At 36.0% G+C, this 18,980-nt stretch carries 20 protein-coding genes; all 20 read right to left on the reverse strand.

What is annotated here, in order from left to right; translation table 11 throughout:
• Positions 1-71: 71 nt before the first annotated feature.
• Positions 72-1,982, reverse strand: a complete 1,911-nt coding sequence (locus tag DWZ63_RS01895; protein ID WP_118498495.1) for a hypothetical protein — start codon at positions 1,980-1,982, stop codon at positions 72-74.
• A complete protein-coding gene (locus tag DWZ63_RS01900) occupies positions 1,957-2,856 on the reverse strand; it encodes an ABC transporter ATP-binding protein (protein WP_118498497.1) in 900 nt (299 codons plus the stop codon). The genes DWZ63_RS01895 and DWZ63_RS01900 overlap by 26 nt, the downstream gene beginning before the upstream one ends.
• Before the next feature lie 207 nt (positions 2,857-3,063).
• Entirely contained in the window at positions 3,064-3,426 is a 363-nt protein-coding gene (locus tag DWZ63_RS01905; protein WP_055942284.1) for a GntR family transcriptional regulator, read from the reverse strand.
• Between the two features lie 538 nt (positions 3,427-3,964).
• The gene (gene spoIVA / locus DWZ63_RS01910; protein WP_055942287.1) at positions 3,965-5,452 is read right to left on the reverse strand and encodes a stage IV sporulation protein A; all 1,488 of its coding nucleotides are present in this window, start codon (positions 5,450-5,452) and stop codon (positions 3,965-3,967) included.
• A 307-nt stretch (positions 5,453-5,759) separates the two neighbouring features.
• Positions 5,760-6,500, reverse strand: coding sequence for an AAA family ATPase (locus DWZ63_RS01915; RefSeq protein WP_118498499.1), 741 nt, complete (start codon positions 6,498-6,500; stop codon positions 5,760-5,762).
• 67 nt (positions 6,501-6,567) lie between these two features.
• Positions 6,568-6,945, reverse strand: coding sequence for a TIGR02452 family protein (locus DWZ63_RS01920; protein ID WP_243020451.1), 378 nt, complete (start codon positions 6,943-6,945; stop codon positions 6,568-6,570).
• A 304-nt stretch (positions 6,946-7,249) separates the two neighbouring features.
• A complete protein-coding gene (locus DWZ63_RS01925; RefSeq protein WP_118498502.1) occupies positions 7,250-8,227 on the reverse strand; it encodes a hypothetical protein in 978 nt (325 codons plus the stop codon).
• A gap of 51 nt (positions 8,228-8,278) precedes the next feature.
• Positions 8,279-8,776, reverse strand: coding sequence for a DUF4190 domain-containing protein (locus tag DWZ63_RS01930; protein ID WP_118498504.1), 498 nt, complete (start codon positions 8,774-8,776; stop codon positions 8,279-8,281).
• A gap of 119 nt (positions 8,777-8,895) precedes the next feature.
• On the reverse strand, positions 8,896-9,342 hold the full coding sequence (locus DWZ63_RS01935) for a DUF2752 domain-containing protein (protein ID WP_055942298.1): 447 nt from the start codon (positions 9,340-9,342) through the stop codon (positions 8,896-8,898).
• A gap of 77 nt (positions 9,343-9,419) precedes the next feature.
• Positions 9,420-10,325: a tRNA (guanosine(37)-N1)-methyltransferase TrmD gene (gene trmD, locus DWZ63_RS01940; RefSeq protein WP_118498707.1), complete on the reverse strand. Its 906-nt coding sequence runs from the start codon at positions 10,323-10,325 to the stop codon at positions 9,420-9,422.
• Positions 10,325-10,834 carry a ribosome maturation factor RimM gene (gene rimM / locus DWZ63_RS01945; RefSeq protein WP_055942301.1) on the reverse strand — a complete coding sequence of 170 codons (510 nt, stop codon included), beginning with the start codon at positions 10,832-10,834 and terminating at the stop codon, positions 10,325-10,327. The genes trmD and rimM overlap by 1 nt, the downstream gene beginning before the upstream one ends.
• 117 nt (positions 10,835-10,951) lie before the next feature.
• Entirely contained in the window at positions 10,952-11,182 is a 231-nt protein-coding gene (locus tag DWZ63_RS01950; RefSeq protein ID WP_022013949.1) for a KH domain-containing protein, read from the reverse strand.
• Between the two features lie 90 nt (positions 11,183-11,272).
• Complete coding sequence (gene rpsP / locus DWZ63_RS01955) at positions 11,273-11,518, reverse strand: 30S ribosomal protein S16 (RefSeq protein ID WP_022013948.1); 246 nt, start codon at positions 11,516-11,518, stop codon at positions 11,273-11,275.
• An 81-nt stretch (positions 11,519-11,599) separates the two neighbouring features.
• Positions 11,600-12,952, reverse strand: coding sequence for a signal recognition particle protein (gene ffh / locus DWZ63_RS01960; RefSeq protein WP_118498506.1), 1,353 nt, complete (start codon positions 12,950-12,952; stop codon positions 11,600-11,602).
• 359 nt (positions 12,953-13,311) lie between these two features.
• On the reverse strand, positions 13,312-13,674 hold the full coding sequence (gene ylxM, locus DWZ63_RS01965; protein ID WP_243020453.1) for a YlxM family DNA-binding protein: 363 nt from the start codon (positions 13,672-13,674) through the stop codon (positions 13,312-13,314).
• Between the two features lie 127 nt (positions 13,675-13,801).
• Complete coding sequence (locus DWZ63_RS01970; RefSeq protein ID WP_055942304.1) at positions 13,802-14,113, reverse strand: hypothetical protein; 312 nt, start codon at positions 14,111-14,113, stop codon at positions 13,802-13,804.
• Positions 14,114-14,345: 232 nt separating this feature from the next.
• Positions 14,346-15,095, reverse strand: coding sequence for a zinc metallopeptidase (locus DWZ63_RS01975; RefSeq protein ID WP_330672329.1), 750 nt, complete (start codon positions 15,093-15,095; stop codon positions 14,346-14,348).
• A 247-nt stretch (positions 15,096-15,342) separates the two neighbouring features.
• Positions 15,343-15,624 carry an MATE family efflux transporter gene (locus DWZ63_RS01980; RefSeq protein ID WP_055942307.1) on the reverse strand — a complete coding sequence of 94 codons (282 nt, stop codon included), beginning with the start codon at positions 15,622-15,624 and terminating at the stop codon, positions 15,343-15,345.
• A 129-nt stretch (positions 15,625-15,753) separates the two neighbouring features.
• Positions 15,754-17,097: an MATE family efflux transporter gene (locus DWZ63_RS01985; protein ID WP_055942310.1), complete on the reverse strand. Its 1,344-nt coding sequence runs from the start codon at positions 17,095-17,097 to the stop codon at positions 15,754-15,756.
• 417 nt (positions 17,098-17,514) lie between these two features.
• A complete protein-coding gene (locus tag DWZ63_RS01990; protein ID WP_055942313.1) occupies positions 17,515-18,312 on the reverse strand; it encodes a PfkB family carbohydrate kinase in 798 nt (265 codons plus the stop codon).
• Positions 18,313-18,980: the final 668 nt, after the last annotated feature.

Below are 18,980 nucleotides of genomic sequence, written 5' to 3' on the forward strand. Positions count from 1 at the left end.
TTATATTTTATATTTTTTACTGCCTGTTCTTTATAACTGCATTTAATCCAGACAATCATGCGGATTTTTTATTATTCATAATATTGTTCTTTTGAGTCTAATAACTTAAGCTTGCCGTCATTCGTCAGTTCTTCTATTACTCTCCGTGTGTGTTTTGCTTTAAAACTTATATTTAACATCTTTTTTTCCGTAAATTGATTTTTATTATTTACATAAAAACTTTTTCTTTCATAAGCCCCCATTTTATATTTGTCTGCCATCTTCTCATTTACATATGTCCTAAAGTTCAGCCTCTTGTCATCAGACTCCCCCTGATATGACAAATCTAATATATTTATATTTCCTTCTTCAATGTCTTTTAAGACGGCTTCATATATTTTCTCTCTTGCTTCTTCTGTTGAAGCATATGTTGTACTTTCAGAATTTCCATCACAATCCTGTACCTCTACATTTTGTAATTTATAGCCTCCATCTTTATACGCCTTTGAAAAAATCGCCTCATATTTTTGCTTGCTTCTGTTTGCACACTGGACTATCTTATCAGATATTGTCCCCTGACCTGTCGGAAGTTCATACGAAAATTCTCTCTTAGTTCCATTTTTTAATCTGTAGCAAAAGCTGACACCGCAGGTTGAATCTCCATCTGACTTTAATCGTTTTTCTTCTATCTCTTTATTCAATTTAACAAACTTACTTATATCATCTTTATCCGTATATAAAATATTATTTTCTGATGTAATTTCAAGTTCACTGATATTATTTAATTTTGGAATTTTTATGCCAATAACACCTGTCACCTCCAAAACCAGAAACATTAACATTCCTCCGACAACAATCAGGAAATTTTTTCTGCTGAAACTTTTCCAGATAAAAAATGTCCTTTTTAACATCATTTCACTGACAAAATAACATATTATTACACATATCATCAGCAGCATAACAATATCCATAAGTCTTTCAATATCATATGCGCCCTCTCCGTTCATTGTATCCGCAACACCCTGCTGAAAATATACGGTCCAGCTTATAAGTGCAAAAAACATTCCTCCTGCTATCGCAAATACCGTCCTGTAAACCGGTTTTCCCCAACTAAATGCTATCATATCCCCTACTGTTTCAGATTTGCGATATTTATATAACAGAAGAGCGGCAATAAAAATGATTATCGCTGCCGCAAATGCACATACAAACGGTAATATTTCTGACCATCTTATTATCTCCGATTTTAAAGAAGTGCTGTCTGACCATCTTTTCACACCGGTCCATTTAAAACCTGTTTTTCTATATAAAAAAACGATTGGACTAAGCCATGCATATCTTCCGGTCAGGATGTTTTCCATATCAACAGTTCTATCTGCATATGAAAACATCTGGTTTACCGACATGAACATCATATAAAGTCCTATATAAAGTACATTTAATACACAATAAATAGAAATTGACATAATACTATTTCCACTTACCATCACTACCATACACGCAATGCCATAAAACAGCAGTATCATTGCAAACACTTCAAATGCCAGAAGCAGCAGACTTATCGTAAGCCCGGCACAATACATCTTTCCAACTATAAGATATCCGGCAAATCCTATCACATACGGTATCAAAAGCATAACAACACCTGCAATATAATGTGATATAAATAATGTTTCCCTTTTGACCGGCAATGAATGTATCATATACATTTCTCTTGAATTGAACGTATATTGAAATACAACTACTGCTACTACTATTGCCATTACAAATAAAAATACCGGATTTGCCAATACTGCTGTAAATGATATCAGAGATTCTTTTATATCACTTCTTGCATTTAATGTATTGCCCGTATATTCCCGTATTATTCCATTTACCCTGCTCATAAGAGGCATTATAAAGATTAGCAGAGATATAACTATCTCAACCGCCCACAATGACCAGAATTGTGTCATATCTTTTTTAAACACAGCCTTATTAAAATAAGATGTCTTTAACTTCATAATTTTCTCCTCCCAACTCATAAATAAATATTTCCTCAAGCGTAAGCGGCAAAAGATCCATAAGTATTGGATTTAAACCCATAAGCTTATCTTCCACTGTTTCGGAGTCCCCTTTTACAATAAGTGTATGAACCTTACCCATAACTGAATGATTTACTACATTTACATATTTTTCAAAATCAGGGACTTCATTTGCAAACGCTATCTGAATCTTTGATACACTTCCCTGAAGCTCAGCGAGTGAACGCTCTATTATAACTTTTCCCTTGTTCATAATCCCTACATAATCGCACACATCTTCAAGTTCCCTGAGGTTATGCGAAGACACAAGCACCGTCACGCCGTACTTAGTCACTTCATTTAAGAGAATGTTCCATATCTGTTTTCTCATAACCGGGTCAAGTCCGTCAACCGGCTCATCAAGCACAAGTATTTCCGGTCTCATGCTGACCGCAAGTAAAAATGCCGACTGTTTCTGCATACCTTTTGACATTCTCCTGACACGCATCTTTCTGTTAAGTGCCGGAAATCCTCCACAAAGTTTTTCATATAAATCCCTGTCAAAATTTTTATAAATTCCCGCATAATATTTCATCATGTCATCAAGGCTCGCCTGTTTAAAATAAAATATATCATCAGGAATATATGCTATTTTCTCTTTTATAACAGAATTTTCAAAAACATTTTCACCTGCCACATTTATACTTCCGCTGTCAGGTTCAAACACTCCCGTTATGTGTCTGATAAGTGTAGATTTTCCGGCACCGTTTGGTCCTACAAGCCCATGTACCGAACCTTTTCTGACATGAAACGACGCATTATCCAGAGCTTTAAACCCCTCAAAACTTTTACATACATCTTTTCCAACTATCATATTTACCTCATTTCCGTGCTGTTTTTTGCACTACATATTATGCACACATTTCTGTTATGCAATTTTGCTGCCATACATCCCACCTGCTGCATCTTAACTATCATCACCAAATGACAAACAAAACTATCAAATCATTTTCAAATCCTGTTGCACCCTATCTGTTAATGTTAATATCGCAAAATAATTTATAGATAAATCTAATGATTTTTAAATCTTCCACGCTTTGTCTATAACAGCAATCACCTCATCTTTTTGTATCCCCATAAATTTAAGTTCCTCCGAAGCATCTGCGATTTCTTTTAAAAGCTCCTTTTTCCTCGCTGTGTTTTCTTCCGGAACACCCGCCACAAAACAACCCTTTCCTTTCACTGTATATACATAACCTTCTGCTTCCAGCTCCCTATACGCTCTCTGTATCGTGTTTGGGTTGATAGTAAGCGATGTTGCCAGTTCCCTGACTGACGGCAGCTTTTCATTATTCTGCATAATCCCTTGCACGATAAGTTTTCTTATCCCATCTTTAATCTGTTCATAAATTGGTCTTGAATCACGGTAATTTATCTGAATCACTTTCTCTCACCTCCCGTCATATACGCTTCTAACGCTTATTTGCAGCCTATGTTCATCCCGCAAAACATTTGCCTGCAGCCATATCCCCAATCCTTCCTGATAACAAAGTCTCCCACAACCGTATTATCATTATTAACTGTATTAACATCCTTAATACAGTTAATATATTAAAACAGGTTGACACATTTGTCAACCTGTTTTTGGAAAATTGCATTTTTATATGTAACAGTTCAGCCATAAAAAATAATTGACAATACTTGAGCTTGCTCATTGTATTGTTGATTATCTTTTTATGGTAGAATAGCCTTTCATTTCTGAAATGAAATAAACCAAAGCTGCTAAGCAGCGACTGACAGCTTGCTGGCAGGTTTATGAATTGAGGAAATAAAAGGCTGAACTGTTACTTTTACATAACAACGAATGCTCAGCTCGAAAACTTCGTTTTCTCGCTGGTCGTTTCACTCATATAATTTTCCAGAAAATCATTTTCCTGCAAGCAGGCATTGCTTTTCTTTGGAAAATTGCATTCGTTGTTATGTCATATGATAATGCATACAAGTCCGCCGTTGCTGTCATTTATTACTTTTTGTATCGTGTCCTGAAGTTTTACCTGACTTTCGTCAGTCAGCTTATTTACTTTCGATTCTATTCCCTCCTCAACAAGCTGTCGTACCGTCTTTCCAAATATGTTTGTGTCCCATATGCCCGACTGTCCATCCTCCGAAACTATATCCTCTCCGCCTGCGATATATCTGACAAGATCCTCTGCCTGCTCCTTTGTTCCGACTATCGGAGCTATCTCCGTTTCAATGTCAGCCTGTATCAGGTGGATTGAAGGACTTGTTGCTCTTAATTTTACACCAAATTTATTGCCATGATGTATAAGTTCCGGTTCGTCTATCTTTATATCTTCTACTGATGGAGTTATTACTCCGTAGCCTTTCCTTTTTACCTCGGCAAGCGAATCGCTTATCTTTTCTATCTCCTGCCCTTTTTTGGCAAATTCTTTTAATATATGTATAAGTTCATACTCTCCCTTAATATCCATACCAACAAGTTCACTTAATATCTGATAATATTTTTCTTCATCAAATTTAACCGAGATGCTTACATTTCCGTTTGTCATATCAACACTGTTTATATCAAATTGTCTGATATATTCGCTGTCTGATAACATATTTTCCTTATTTATGTCACCTATGCAGCTTACTTTTGCAAGAATATCCCTGACTTTTGATACAAGCTCTTGTTTAAGCCAATGACTTGTTTTAAGCATCTCAACCCATTTTGGCAGATAAAACGAAACCTGACTTACAGGAAATGAGTCAAGAATTTTTTTCATTATCCTGCTTACATCCTCACGGCTAAGCTGCATACAGTTAAGTGCTACAGGAGTTACTCCGGTTCTTTCTTTTATCTCGTTTATCACATCTTTCGCCTTTTCGCCAAAAGGATTTGCCGAATTTACTATTACTATAAATGGTTTTCCTATGCTTTTTAATTCAGAAATAGTTTTATCTTCTGCGGCTTTATAGCTTTGTCTTGAAATATCTCCAAAACTACCATCGGTTGTTATAACTATTCCTATCGTTGAATGGTCATGTATCACTTTTTTCGTTCCATACTCAGCAGCCTTTGCAAAAGGCATCGGCTCCTCCGACCACGGAGTCATAACCATACGCTCACGCTCGCCCTCCATAAGTCCTCCTGCATCTTCCACGATATAGCCGACGCAGTCAACCATCCTGACTTTTATATCATTGCCATCAAAAAGGTTTATCTTTACCGCTTCTTTAGGAATAAATTTCGGCTCAGTAGTCATTATGGTCTTTCCCTCCGCCGACTGAGGGAGTTCATCCATTGCACGCTTTCTGTCATTTTCATCCCTGATGCCCGGAAGTACAAACATTTCCATAAATTTCTTTATAAATGTTGACTTTCCTGTTCTGACCGGACCGCAGACTCCAAGATAAAACTCGCCGTTCGTACGCTTTGAAATATCATTATATACACTATATTCTTCCATATATACCGCTCCCATATATATTTTTTATGACTGTTATCCAGGTTTAACTATTACCCATAGTCATATTATCTAATTATATATATGAAACACTGAAGAAAAAAATGAGCAAAAAATATATTTTGCTCATCTTATTTGCAACTATTTGTTTTTACTGTACTTTTCGATAATGCACTCATGTTTTTTATCGGACTTATCATAATTGATACCAACCATTAAAATATTTCCAATGTAGTCTGATAATGACTCCGTATATTTTTTATCCTTAATCTGCTGCATCGCAGTTTTGGCATTTTTATTCCATTTAAGTTCAACAACAAGTGCAGGATACTTTCACCTCATCATCTGTAAAACCTATATAAGATGCAAACGCACCTGCACTAAGCATGGTAAATTCATCGAAATTATTTAATGCTGACTGTGTCTTTTCTTTCTTAATCGGTAAAATTCCGGTAATATAAGCAAGCTTTATATATTTTGTCGGCTCAACACCTTTAAACATACCTCTTAAAAAATTTATATAATCCTCCTGCACTTTCTCTTTTGCAGCTTCATCCCTGATGATAACATCCCATTCATCTATGATAACGATAAACTTATTTCCCGTTTTTTCCCTAATATTGGAAAGTGCCTGCGGAATAGTTGTTATATCTGATGTAATCACCATCGGATAAATAACTTTAAGTTCATTTAATATACTCTTTGTAAGAAATGCCACAAAATTATCTATATCGTCACAATTTGTAAGAAACCATTGAATATCAATATGAATTACATCATATTTGTTCAGATGTGTTGTAAAATCTTCTTTTTTGCCGATTGCAAACCCTGAAAACATCTCCCTAGAGTCGCAGCCTTTACTATAATATGCCGCAAACATATTGGCAGCGTATGATTTGCCAAACCGTCTCGGACGACTGTTGCATATATATGCCTCAGTTGTCCCAAGAACACTGTTTGTATATTCAAGCAAACCTGTCTTATCTACATATATTTTTGAATTTAATGCAACCTGAAACGCACTGTTATCCGGATTTACAAATCGTCCCATTAAGTTTGGCTCCTTTCGCCACTTTTATAAGTATGTTATCACATGAATGTATGTTCGTCAAGTTATTTTATCGTGCCATAGATTTAAGCACCCTGTCAAAGGTTTTATAATTTCTGTCATCTCTGGGACTGCAATAAACAGCGAACTCAATTACTTTAAAAGCATTCAAATAATCTTTTATTGCATTTCTTGCCGCCAAAACAACAACTTCCGGTTTATTCATAAAAGCTCCACAGCCAAATGCTCCTAAAATCACAGCTTCTTCTCCCTCAGCCACAGCTACATCCAAAATTCTTCTTAAGCGTTTCTCTTGAATTTCCAAAAGTTTTTTATCACTTATTTTTACACATTTATCATCATCACCCGGATTATGTATATTTCCCGGCTTTTCTCTCAAATTAGGTGCAGCACAGGTAATAACATCCACATTATACCAGTCAATCACATTTACCTCCTGTAATGTTTCAATTTTATAAATAAATCACCTAAAATTTTTCCCTTAACGAAATTAAACTCCACTCCGGTTCACTATAATTACATTCGCAAAATCCCTGAGTAAATACTATTAAATTCTTTTTTATAATTATATTTAAAATAGCCGCAAAAAACACGATAAAATAGTGATGTTCTATGACCATTATTTTTTGAACAATGCTTGTAGTTGCTTATACTATGTTTTTAATATCAATGAAATCTATTCTATTTGCTTTCTTGCGTCAACTTATTATCTTGCATCAAAATATTATAAATTATTCTAAAATATCAAGTTCAGGAAAAATGTCATCATTTCCAAGAGCTGTTTTTACACGATACAAAATATCGTCTATCCCTCTTATACTTGTCACCATATACTTTTCATTCAACAACTCAACAAGTTCCTTTTTCTGCTCATCTGTCAACTGCAATGACTGGACAAAAGTTATAAGTGCAAAATCCGCAGCCTGCCTGCTTATTGCATCAGGCTGTGAAACCATAGAATCAATCAGCAATGATACCGAAGAAAATGTATCTCTTCCATATGATGTAAAACTAATCTGCTGTAACATTGAAAACACTTCAATCTTGTCAAAATCCAGGTTTAAATTGCTTGTATATAAATCTCTTATATACTCCTTACAATAATTTAAAAACTGATTATTAATATCAGCTTCCCTCACAATAAACATATCTTTGCATTTAAAGCCAATAATATCTAACGGTAAAACTTTCATGCCTCTCTGCGCAAGCACTTTTACAGATACATTCCCATTTTGCATATCAATACTGCCATAGCTGTCTGCAAAAACCGGCACCAGCCTGTTTCTCTTATTTTTAATAAGAGCATTTGTCTTTGCCACACCTCTTATATTATCTTCGTGAAACGAAACTATCATTTCCTCTCCAAAACTTTTGTCAACATTAATATATACCGAAATACGATACATATTGTCTATAACACAGATATAAGATTTCTTCTTTTCCTGGTCTTTTCTTCTTTCTATCATATATGGCTGCAAATTTGAGAGATAATTTTTCACATACTCAAGCACAGTTTCCCCACAATATTCAATATAATGAAATAAATGTTTATTCAAACCGCTCCTGTGCTCCGTTTCATCAAGTTTCAGTCTGTCAAGTTTTGCAAGTTTTCGTAATATCCTACAGATTTTAGCCATAGACAAATCTATGCCAAGTTTCTCCGCTTCAGCCACTGTTATTTCCCGCATACCCAGATTATTTTTAGTCATTATATAACTCACCTCCAACTCCATAAATTTCTAGAATTTATTTTACTTCCCCTACTCCATACTATTTATCTGGTCGATTATCTTCTTATAATCATCAGCAGACATATTCATTCCGATATAGATAACCATAATTCCCATAATCACCGCTATGATAAGTCCTATTGCCGAACAGATAAGCCCCGCTATTGCCATACCTCTGCCGGGTTTATGTTTCACAAGAACGATTATCGAAAATGCAAGTCCAATTACCGCAAATATACCTGAAACATACCAGAAACAGCAGCATACAAGTGACAAAATTCCAAGTACAAGAGATGCTATCGCAAACCCTGACGGACTAAATGTACTCTGGCTTGCTCCCTGTCCGTTTACATCCTGGTATCCTGCATTGTTCCATGAATTATCCGTATTGCCATATGGATTTGTATTTCCAACATTTTGCTGTTCCTGCTGCCCATAATTCTCATTCTGATAAGATGAAACATTTGTCTCATTATTCATTTCGTTATCATTTTTCTCTAAAGAAACCTTATTTTCTTCGTTCTCCATAGTCATTCCTCCATTCTTAATTTAATGCACTCTAGGTATCTTCTAAACGAAGAATTTAGAGAGTACATATTTAAAATACTAATTCCCACTCTTGTGCATATGGATTTTGCACACTATTCTCATAAACTCTTTAATATATCAATCCCACAAACTATCAAAAGAAAGTTTTTTACCGCAAACTGTCCTAAAAGCAAAGCAACTCCGACATATACATACCACATCCTGAATTTCATATACCCTTTTCCATCATTGAAAATATATGCCAATGTTCCCTTTGCCATAAATAATATGTAAAACACCACACAATATAACACAAACGGATGATATAAAAAAGATTTTAATAAATCTCCTTTTAACAGAAATACGACTGCTCTCGTTCCTCCACACCCCGGACAGTAAAGTCCTGTCAATGTATGAAACGAACATTTCACAATATGTAAAACATCTATATGTAAAATCTCTATTATACAAAGTACAACTATTAAAAGGACTCCGATAATCATCCCGGTTTTATAGAGCAATTTCTCAAATTTTTCATCTGCATTTAAATACTTTTCTTTTAACATTCCATATATCCACCATCTGAAAATATAAAATTCATTGTGTGCAAATATTTATATCGTATAACTTTAAACAAAATCTTTTATTTTTTATCAGCACTCTCATCCTCTCCTGCCATTATCATCTCGGCAAGCTCTCGCTCTTTTTGTGTAAGCTCTGCCCTTTCTATAAGGTCGGGTCTTCTTTTGGCAGTTCTTATAATAGACTGCTCCCTATACCATTCGGCAAGTTTTTTATGATTTCCTGACAGAAGCACAGGCGGTACAAATTTACCTTCCCAGTTTTCCGGTCTTGTGTATTGAGGGTATTCCAGAAGATTATCTGAAAATGACTCTGTCTGTGCCGACATATCATTGTTTAAAACACCCGGAACAAGTCTTGAGATAGTGTCCATCATAACGAGAGCTGGAAGTTCCCCTCCTGTAAGCACATAATCTCCTATCGAAACATAATCAGTGACTATCTCCTCAAGAACTCTCTCGTCTATGCCCTCATAATGTCCGCAAAGGAAAATAAGATTTTCTTCTTTTGCGAACTCTCTCGCCATTTCCTGATTAAATGTTTTTCCCTGTGGTGAGAGATATATTACTCTTATTTTCTTCTCATCGTCAGACTTTTTTTTATCATCAAAGAAATAACTATCTGTATTATCACATTCTTTCTGCTGTTCTTCTTTAGAAATATCAGCTAAATCCATTGCGTCTTTATCTCTTTCACAGGCACAACTGTTATCTTTTACATCCTCTGCTGACAAAATTCTTTCCTGTATCGCCTTATAACATCCATAAACCGGTGCCGCCTGCATAACCATTCCTGCCCCTCCGCCATAAGGATAATCATCGACACTGTTATGCTTATTTCCTGCAAAATCCCTTATATTTACGGCATTTACAGTTATACGACCTGCCTTTATCGCCCTGCCTGTTATACTTTCTGCCATCGCATTGTTTATCATATTAGGAAATAATGTCATCACATGAAAATTCATCATAGATCAAGTAATCCTTTCATTATATGAACCGTTACCACCTTATTTTTGTCGTCTACTTCTTTTACACAGTCAGGTATATCCGGCAAAAGCACCTCTTTTCCATCGTGTTTTACGACAAATACAAGATTTGCACCTGTTTCCAAAATATCAACAAGTTCACCAAATTCCTCGCCGTCCTCCGTTATTACTTTTGAATTTATAATGTCTGCAAGATAAACCTCACCTTCCTCTAAAGGTATGGCGTTTTCTCTCGTGACATAGAGGTCACAGCCTTTGTATTTTTCTATATCATTTATATTATCAATTCCCTTAAACTTCACGATAACAAGATTTTTAAAAAATCTTACAGCCTTTACTTCAAGGTCTATTTTTTCTTTTCCGGTATCAAGTATTACATCTTTCAATTTTTTAAATCTCTCCGGCTCCTGTGTAGTCGGAAAAACCTTGACCTCTCCCCTCACTCCATGCGTATTCGCTATAACTCCTACTCTGAATAAATCCGTCATATTTCCTCCATATGATTTTCCATAAAAATTATCTATATAAAATAAGCCCATACCCAGATGGTACAGGCAAATATATATGCCGCAGTTTATATCCTCAATAGATTTTCACTGCAACGATTACTGCTCTATCTCAACAATAACTTTCTTATCAGTTCGTGAAGCTGCTGCTTTCACCATAGCACGTATTGCTTTTGCAATGCGTCCCTGTTTTCCAATAACTTTTCCCATGTCATCTGAAGCAACCTTCAAAACCAAGAGAATTTCATTATCCTGTTCAGTCTCTGTAACAGTGACCTGTTCCGGATAATCAACAAGGGATTTTGCAAGAACTTCTACTAATTCTTTCATAAACCTGAAACCTCCTTTTTGGCAATCAGTTTATAAACGACGAAAAGACAGTCTTTAAACTGTCTGTCCGTCCTGCACCATATCCGGAAATTACTCCATGATACCTGCCTCTTTTAAAAGCTTGCCTACTGTCTCAGTTGGCTTTGCACCATTTGCGAGCCACTTCTTAGCGCTTTCCTCATCGAATTTGAATACGCTAGGATCCTGATTTGGATCATAAGTACCAATCTCCTCGATGAACTTTCCGTCTCTAGGACTTCTTGAATCAGCAACAACTACTCTATAGAAAGGTGCTTTCTTCTTACCCATTCTTCTTAATCTGATCTTTACTGCCATGTTTTCACCTCCTTGAAATAATCATCTATATCAAATTTCACATATCTTATGCAATGCACAAATGTAAAACCTGAAAACTTTTTAAAAACCAAAAGGCAATTTCGGCATTGAAAACTTACCTTTTTTCTTTCCCTTGCCACCCATCATTCCTGACATCTGTTTCATCATCTTCTTTGACTGCTCATACTGCTTCATAAGTTTATTTACCTCAGCAATATTCACACCTGCACCTTTAGCGATGCGGCGCTTTCTTGATGGATTTATAATAGCAGGGTTTCCTCTTTCCTCAGGCGTCATAGAATAAATAATAGCTTCTATGCCCTTAAAGATATTGTCATCTATCTCAAGATCAGCAGGCAGCCCCATTCCGGGAAGCATACTTAAAATACTTTGGATGCCACCCATCTTTTTCATCTGTGCCATCTGATCAAGGAAATCATTAAAATCAAACTCAGCTTTGCGGAACTTTCGCTCCATCTCTTTTGCCTTGTCCTGATCTATCTCAGCTTCCGCTTTCTCGATAAGTGTAAGTACATCACCCATACCAAGAATTCTTGAAGCCATACGGTCAGGGTAAAATTGCTCAAGATCTGATAACTTTTCACCCATACCTACATAGAGAATAGGCTTACCTGTGACTGCTCTGATAGAAAGTGCAGCACCACCTCTTGTATCACCGTCAAGCTTTGTGAGAATGACTCCGTCAACACCAATCTTTTCATTGAAGGTAGTCGCAACATTTACTGCGTCCTGACCTGTCATGGCATCGACCACAAGAATAGTATCATCTATCTCTACATTTTCTTTTATCTCCTGAAGCTCAGCCATCATATCTTCATCTATGTGAAGACGACCAGCCGTATCAAGAATAACAACATTAAGATTGTTCTTAGAAGCGTGCTCTATAGCCGCTTTTGCTATATCAACAGGTTTGTGGTTCGTTCCCATAGTGAAAACTTCAACACCCTGTTTCTCGCCATTTTTCTGCAACTGCTCTATAGCTGCCGGACGATATATGTCACAGGCTGCAAGTAAAGGTCTCCTGCCTTTCTTCTTAAGCTTGCCTGCAATCTTTGCTGTTGTTGTCGTTTTACCGGCACCTTGCAAACCACACATGAGTATCACTGAAATCTCACTTGATGGCTTGAGTGCTATCTCTGTAGTGTCACTTCCCATAAGGGTTACAAGCTCTTCATTAACAAGTTTGACTACCATCTGTCCCGGTGTAAGACTATTTAAAACATCTTGTCCGACAGCTCTTTCCTGAACAGTCTTGACAAAATTCTTTACAACCTTGAAGTTTACATCAGCCTCTAAGAGAGCCATCTTAACTTCTTTTAAAGCTGCTTTTACATCTTCTTCCGTAAGTCTTCCCTTACTGCGAAGGTTCTTAAAAACATTTTGTAATTTTTCAGTTAAACTATCGAATGCCATAACAACCTCCCTTTGAACAAATATACTTATTTATAAAAGCACTGCAACATATACTAATATATAATATCTGCACACACAGCACTTTCTCTGACACCTTGAACAGTATAATACAGCCAAAAAAATATGTCAAGTATTTTTCTTGACATTTTTTAAATTTGGGTAACAGTTCAGCCATAAAAAGATAATTGGCAATACAATGAGCTTGTTCATTGTATTGCCAATTATCTTTTTATGGTAGAATAGCCTTTCATTTCTGAAATGAAATAAACAAAAGCTGCAAAGCAGCGACTGACAGCTCGCTGGCAGGTTTATGAATGTAAGAAATAAAAGGCTGAACTGTTACAATTATGCCAACACTCTTATTCTTCGTCGAGTATCTCGTCTATGATAGAATAGACTTCCTCAAGTTCACCCTCGTCACCTATGTTCATCCCTTTAAGAATGATATGAAGTTTTTTTACAAGTTCTTTCTGCTTTTCAAACTTCTCGACAAGACCAAGCTTTTGTTCATATTCACGCAACTGTTTACAGGCTCTTTTTATCGCATCATGTACACCCTGTCTTGTGATATTTTCATCTTCCGCTATCTCAGCAAGATTGTAATCATCAAGAATACTCCCTTCAAACATACGACGCTGGTTTTCCTTAAGCAATGCCCCATAAAAATCATACAAAAGAGAGAGTTCAACTCTCTCTTCTATACTATGTCTGTTTTCTGCCATTTTTTCTCCATTCTTATTCTGATGTACTCTCGGTATCTTCTCAAAATGAATCATTTTGGCAGATTTTAAAAATACATCTCAAAATTCTTCATTTGGAAGATTTCGAGAGTACATTTCTGTTTTAAAACTATTTTTCTACTTTTCTCGGATTTATCTTAAATGAAAAATCAGGATCATTTATATTTATCTGTATTTCTTTGCCATTTTCCCCTATTATCCTTACATGGTCATTCTCTACATGACTACACTTATATACCTTTCCTTTAATGTAGCCATCACCATCCACAAAACTAAGTGCAAGATTTACAAATGTATTTGACGCCATAAGTGTACCTGTCGCCTTATTAAATCTTGAACCTTCCGGTTTCTGTGAATGATTCTCATTAAATGCCTCTGCAAGCCCGTTTATCAATTCACCTTTTAAAGCTGAGTCGTCCATTTTATCCTCCATAATTTAACAATATATAATCCTATGTGTATTTTTAGTTTAAACTATTATCTTTATCATATTATTTATTTCTGCATATACACATACTTAATATTATATTATCAAGCATATGATTGAAATGTCAACCAACTTTCATGACATATTCCCGCTTATATAAACATATATCACTTTTCCCACTACAGATATTCCAATTACAACACAAATGTATTGTAATCACTAAATATCAATCATCATCTCTTCTTCCAAACAGCAGAATAAGTCTTAACAGTTGAAGAAGTGTAGATACCGTTGCCGTTATATATGTCATTGCTGCTGCCGTGAGAACTTTCCTTGCACCTCTCACTTCATCTTTATATAACATTCCACTTTTATCAAGTATCTTTAATGCACGGGAAGATGCATTAAATTCTACCGGAAGTGTCACTATCTGAAACACAAGTGTCAGGGCAAATAATAAAATGCCTATATTTAACATATTAAACGAGCCTAGTATCACACCAAGTATGATAATGGGCCATGAAAGTTTTGAACCTAAGTTTACAACCGGAACTATCGCACTTCTTATCTTAATAGGAATATAGCCTACATTGTGTTGTATTGCATGACCACATTCATGTGCCGCAACCCCGACTGCTGCTATTGACGAAGAACCATAAACACTATCTGATAAATTAAGTGTTTTATTTCCAGGATTATAATTATCAGTCAAGTCACCTGAAATATGTCGTATCTGCACATCATATATACCGGCATCGTGAAGAATTTTTTCAGCCGCCTGTGCACCTGTTGTTCCTCTCTTGCAGCCGTATCTGCTGTATTTACTAAATGATCTGCTCACATTAGCCGATGCTATCATACATATAACAGCACCTATTACAACCAATGAATAAGTAGGATCCATACGGTAAAACATTCCCGGAAAACCATAAAATCCCATAAAGCCGTTGCCGGCATTCAAAAAAACAAACTCCATATATATACCTCCTAATCCCTCATAGTCTTTTTATATACTACCATACTTCCACACATATTTAAATACCAGAATCAAAATTCTCATCCGTCACTTTCTGCTATGATAAACTGATCATCCATTTTCTTTTTTTAAAAATAACCAGTGACACAATCAGCCTGAATATTTCTTCTGTTGTAAGTAACATATACACACCTGCAATCCCCCACTTGAATACATATGCAGCAATCAGACACAACAACTGCACCAACTAACCCTGCATACATAATCTTCTATTAAAGCTGCTCCAGACCTCTTTTGCATCCTCAGCTCCAATAAACTGTGCAATCAGTGTCCCTGCAACTGTACTTACCGTACCAATCACCACTGAAAAAATCATAGAAAAATTACCGCATAATCCAACTGCTGATATATTAGTTTCCCCCATCTGTCCGATCATTATCTGATCGACAATTGAAAATGATGCCTGCAGCATGCTTTGCAATGTAACAGGAATTGCTATTCCACATAATGTTTTCATAAACTTTGACATTATAACACCCTCGTACCCTTTCTTTTTACTAATTCAACCGGCAACACAATTTCATTCTCTCAATGCAAGCCATTGTCTATAACCTCAAAACATTCAATCGCTCTTTCAGCCCTAATAAATTAATTTAGATTATTGGGAGATTTCCACTTTATCAGTCGGCCATGAGTTTCTAAGAGCTACATAGGATATTAAAAAATTCGCAAACCAACCGGCCGGTACAGCAAGCCAGACAAAAGCAATACCAAAACGCGGTGCAAAAATCAATGCAACTGACAGGCGGATTGCCAGGTTTACCATGTTTGCAATAAGGAATGGCCGCATGATTCCAAGACCTCGAAGAACTCCATCAGTTGCCATTTTAATCCCCATAAAAATGAAAAAATATCCAAGCCATCTCATATAATCCCCGGATACCTGATATGCCAGAGCTGTTCCATCTTTACCAAGAAACAGCGAGGAAATTTGCGTGTGCATCGTTTCAATGACGATGAAAGCAATGGCTGCAAAGCACATATCCAATATTAATGCAGCTTTGTAGCCTTTTTTGATTCGCCGTGGTTTGTTTGCACCAAGGTTTTGGGAAACATACGGCGAAACTGCATTGCCGATTGATACGAAAATCAGAGAAAAAACATTCTCTACCCGCATCGTCGCCGCATAACCCGCAAGTGCCTGTGTACCAAAAGGATTTACAACTGCCTGTACAATCATCATACCAATAGACACTGTAGACTGCTGGAGCACTGACGGAACAGCTATTCTAAACATAGAATGAAGCTCGCACCAATCAAATAGTTGAAAGTTACTCTCATATTGCCGCATCCGATTCAAAAAAAGTAAAAGAGATAATACGGCGGAAATGCCCTGTGCAATCAAAGTTGCAAGTGCCGCACCGAACACGCCAAGCCTCAGACCTGCTACCATCCAAAGATCCATAATGATATTTAAGATAGACGAAAATATCAGGAGTCCTAACGGAATTTTTGATTCGCCTATGGAATTGAACATCGTTGAAAGGATATTGTACATAAACAAAAACGGAAATCCCACAAAATAAACCCGCAAATACAACACTGCATCATCCAGTATATCAGCAGGGGTTTGTAATGCCCTCATCATCGGGTTTGAAAAGCAAAAGCCAAAAACACCAAGAACTATACTTAGAATCAAAAAACTAAGTAAGGATGTTGACACGACTGTTTTCATTTTTCCGTACTCTCCGGCACCGAAATAGCGGCTCACAAACACACCGGCACCAACACCTCCCCCCAATGCCACGCAAATAAATACATTTGTCAGTGCCGCACATGCACCGATAGCCGCAAGTGCTGAGGAGCCCACAAACCTGCCGACGATAACTGAGTCAGCCATATTATATATTTGCTGAAAAAAGCTGCCAAGAATCATCGGCAGTGCAAAAACCGTCAGTGCTTTAAGAGGCACATCTGTGATTAAATACTCATCTTTTGACATTATAATATTCCTCCGCTGTTTTCATATGCTCTCGCGATATTCCCATCATGGTCAATATAATCATATTCCCATTCGGTATCCTGTAAATTAATTTTTTAGTTCTTTACACATATTTTTCTCCATAAAGTCATATTGTCCTGGCAAAAAATTATTGCATTAAACAAGCTCCACTAACCACCTAGCCACACCATTATCATTATCTTAAATTACCATATGATAAAGTTTCTCTTTTGCAAAATACAAAATCTTTTATATCTTCTCTAAATCCAGAATTGAAACATAATGCAATATTTCAAATTTTTCCGCAGTGATTGCATATATTTCCAATGTTCCTGTCTCCAAATCAAGTACATTTTGCTTAAAGACACTTTTGCTAATTTTGCATAAAAAATAGAGATTTTGTCAAACAGGAAGTTGTTAAAATCCACCATAATGGGACAGAGTCTCTGTTGCAAATCCTGTACCAACTCTCATAGCCTCGTAAATATCCCCCTTTATCAAATGAGAACATACCAATCCTGCATGGTAGCTATCTCCACATCCTGTAGTATCAATCACTTCTTTAACTTCATTAGCTTTGACAAAATATTTTTCACCATTATAGTATGTAACACTTCCTTTATCAGCTAAAGACACATTAAATAGTCCTTTATACTTCTTCGAAAATGCTTCAAATATCGGGAGAATTGATTCCTCTCCACTAATCATGAAATAATCTATATATGGTGCATATTTTTCCATATCTTTAAAATTACGATATTCTGCAAAATCCACTGCCAATCTGAAGTTATTATTCTTTTTTAAATCTATAATTTGTCCAAAACAGCCTGCCCAAAAATGTACAAATACAACCTCCGAATTTTTGATAAAATCCAATTCATCTTGATTCAATATCATTTTATCAACAATATCGCCCGTCCATGAATCATCTTTGTAATATCTGTCACCGTCAGCTGTAAGATATGTACGATTATTTGCAGTTACTTTATCCTTTTCAACTCTTACATGACTTACATCAATTCTCTTATCAGAAATAGAATCCATAATAAATTTTGCGTAGAAATCCTGCCCAACCGCACCCAATATCGAAACATTGAACTCCTCAAATTTTGATGCATGAACTGCAAAATTGAGGGCTTCACCACCAGCACGCAGTTCATCCGTTCCATCAAAAACATCTACACAGAGGCACGGAAGTGCCACTAAATTCATCATTCTCTTTACCTCCAAAAATCGAAAGTTGTCAGCACCTGGTAAAAACATAGCAACCTATATCCAATCCTCGACGCTTAGCAATTTTATAATCTTTCTTAAACTAGTGTACTGACCTGTTGATATTTTGCCAAATAACTTGTATAAATTCCCATCTGCTTCGTTGTCATCAATCGCCGTAGCCCGCTACGGCTCATTCTTCCGTCTTGCAGACTGAAAATTTATCCTAAGTTATTTAACTAAAAGTCATCAGGTCAGTACACTAGGTTATATTTTTAATCTCATACTTTATCATTTATCAAAATCTGCAAAGAGTTCATCCACATCACGATAACCTTTAACATTAGGATTCTTTGCAAACTTTTTAATAATTTCACTTTTTTATTTCTTTGTATTCCTCACTAAATCCCTATTTGTGATATGGTTCACCGTAACGCCATTTCGGATTTTCATTTTTCAGTGGTATTAGGAAAATTTGTACATTGATAATTACAATACTCAAGCTGCAATTTGTACCTACTTTTTAACATCTATTATGTAGTCTATACTTTTATACAACACCACTGAGTTAAGTTGTCTTATACCACCCTTTTGTTATGCATGTTCACAAACAATGCTCCAACATTCAAAATCAAACGATACAAATATTTTAGGTTTTGCCATATCCAATT

This window comes from Clostridium sp. AF34-13 (assembly GCF_003477845.1).
Taxonomy (GTDB): Bacteria; Bacillota; Clostridia; order Lachnospirales; family Lachnospiraceae; genus Butyribacter; species Butyribacter intestini.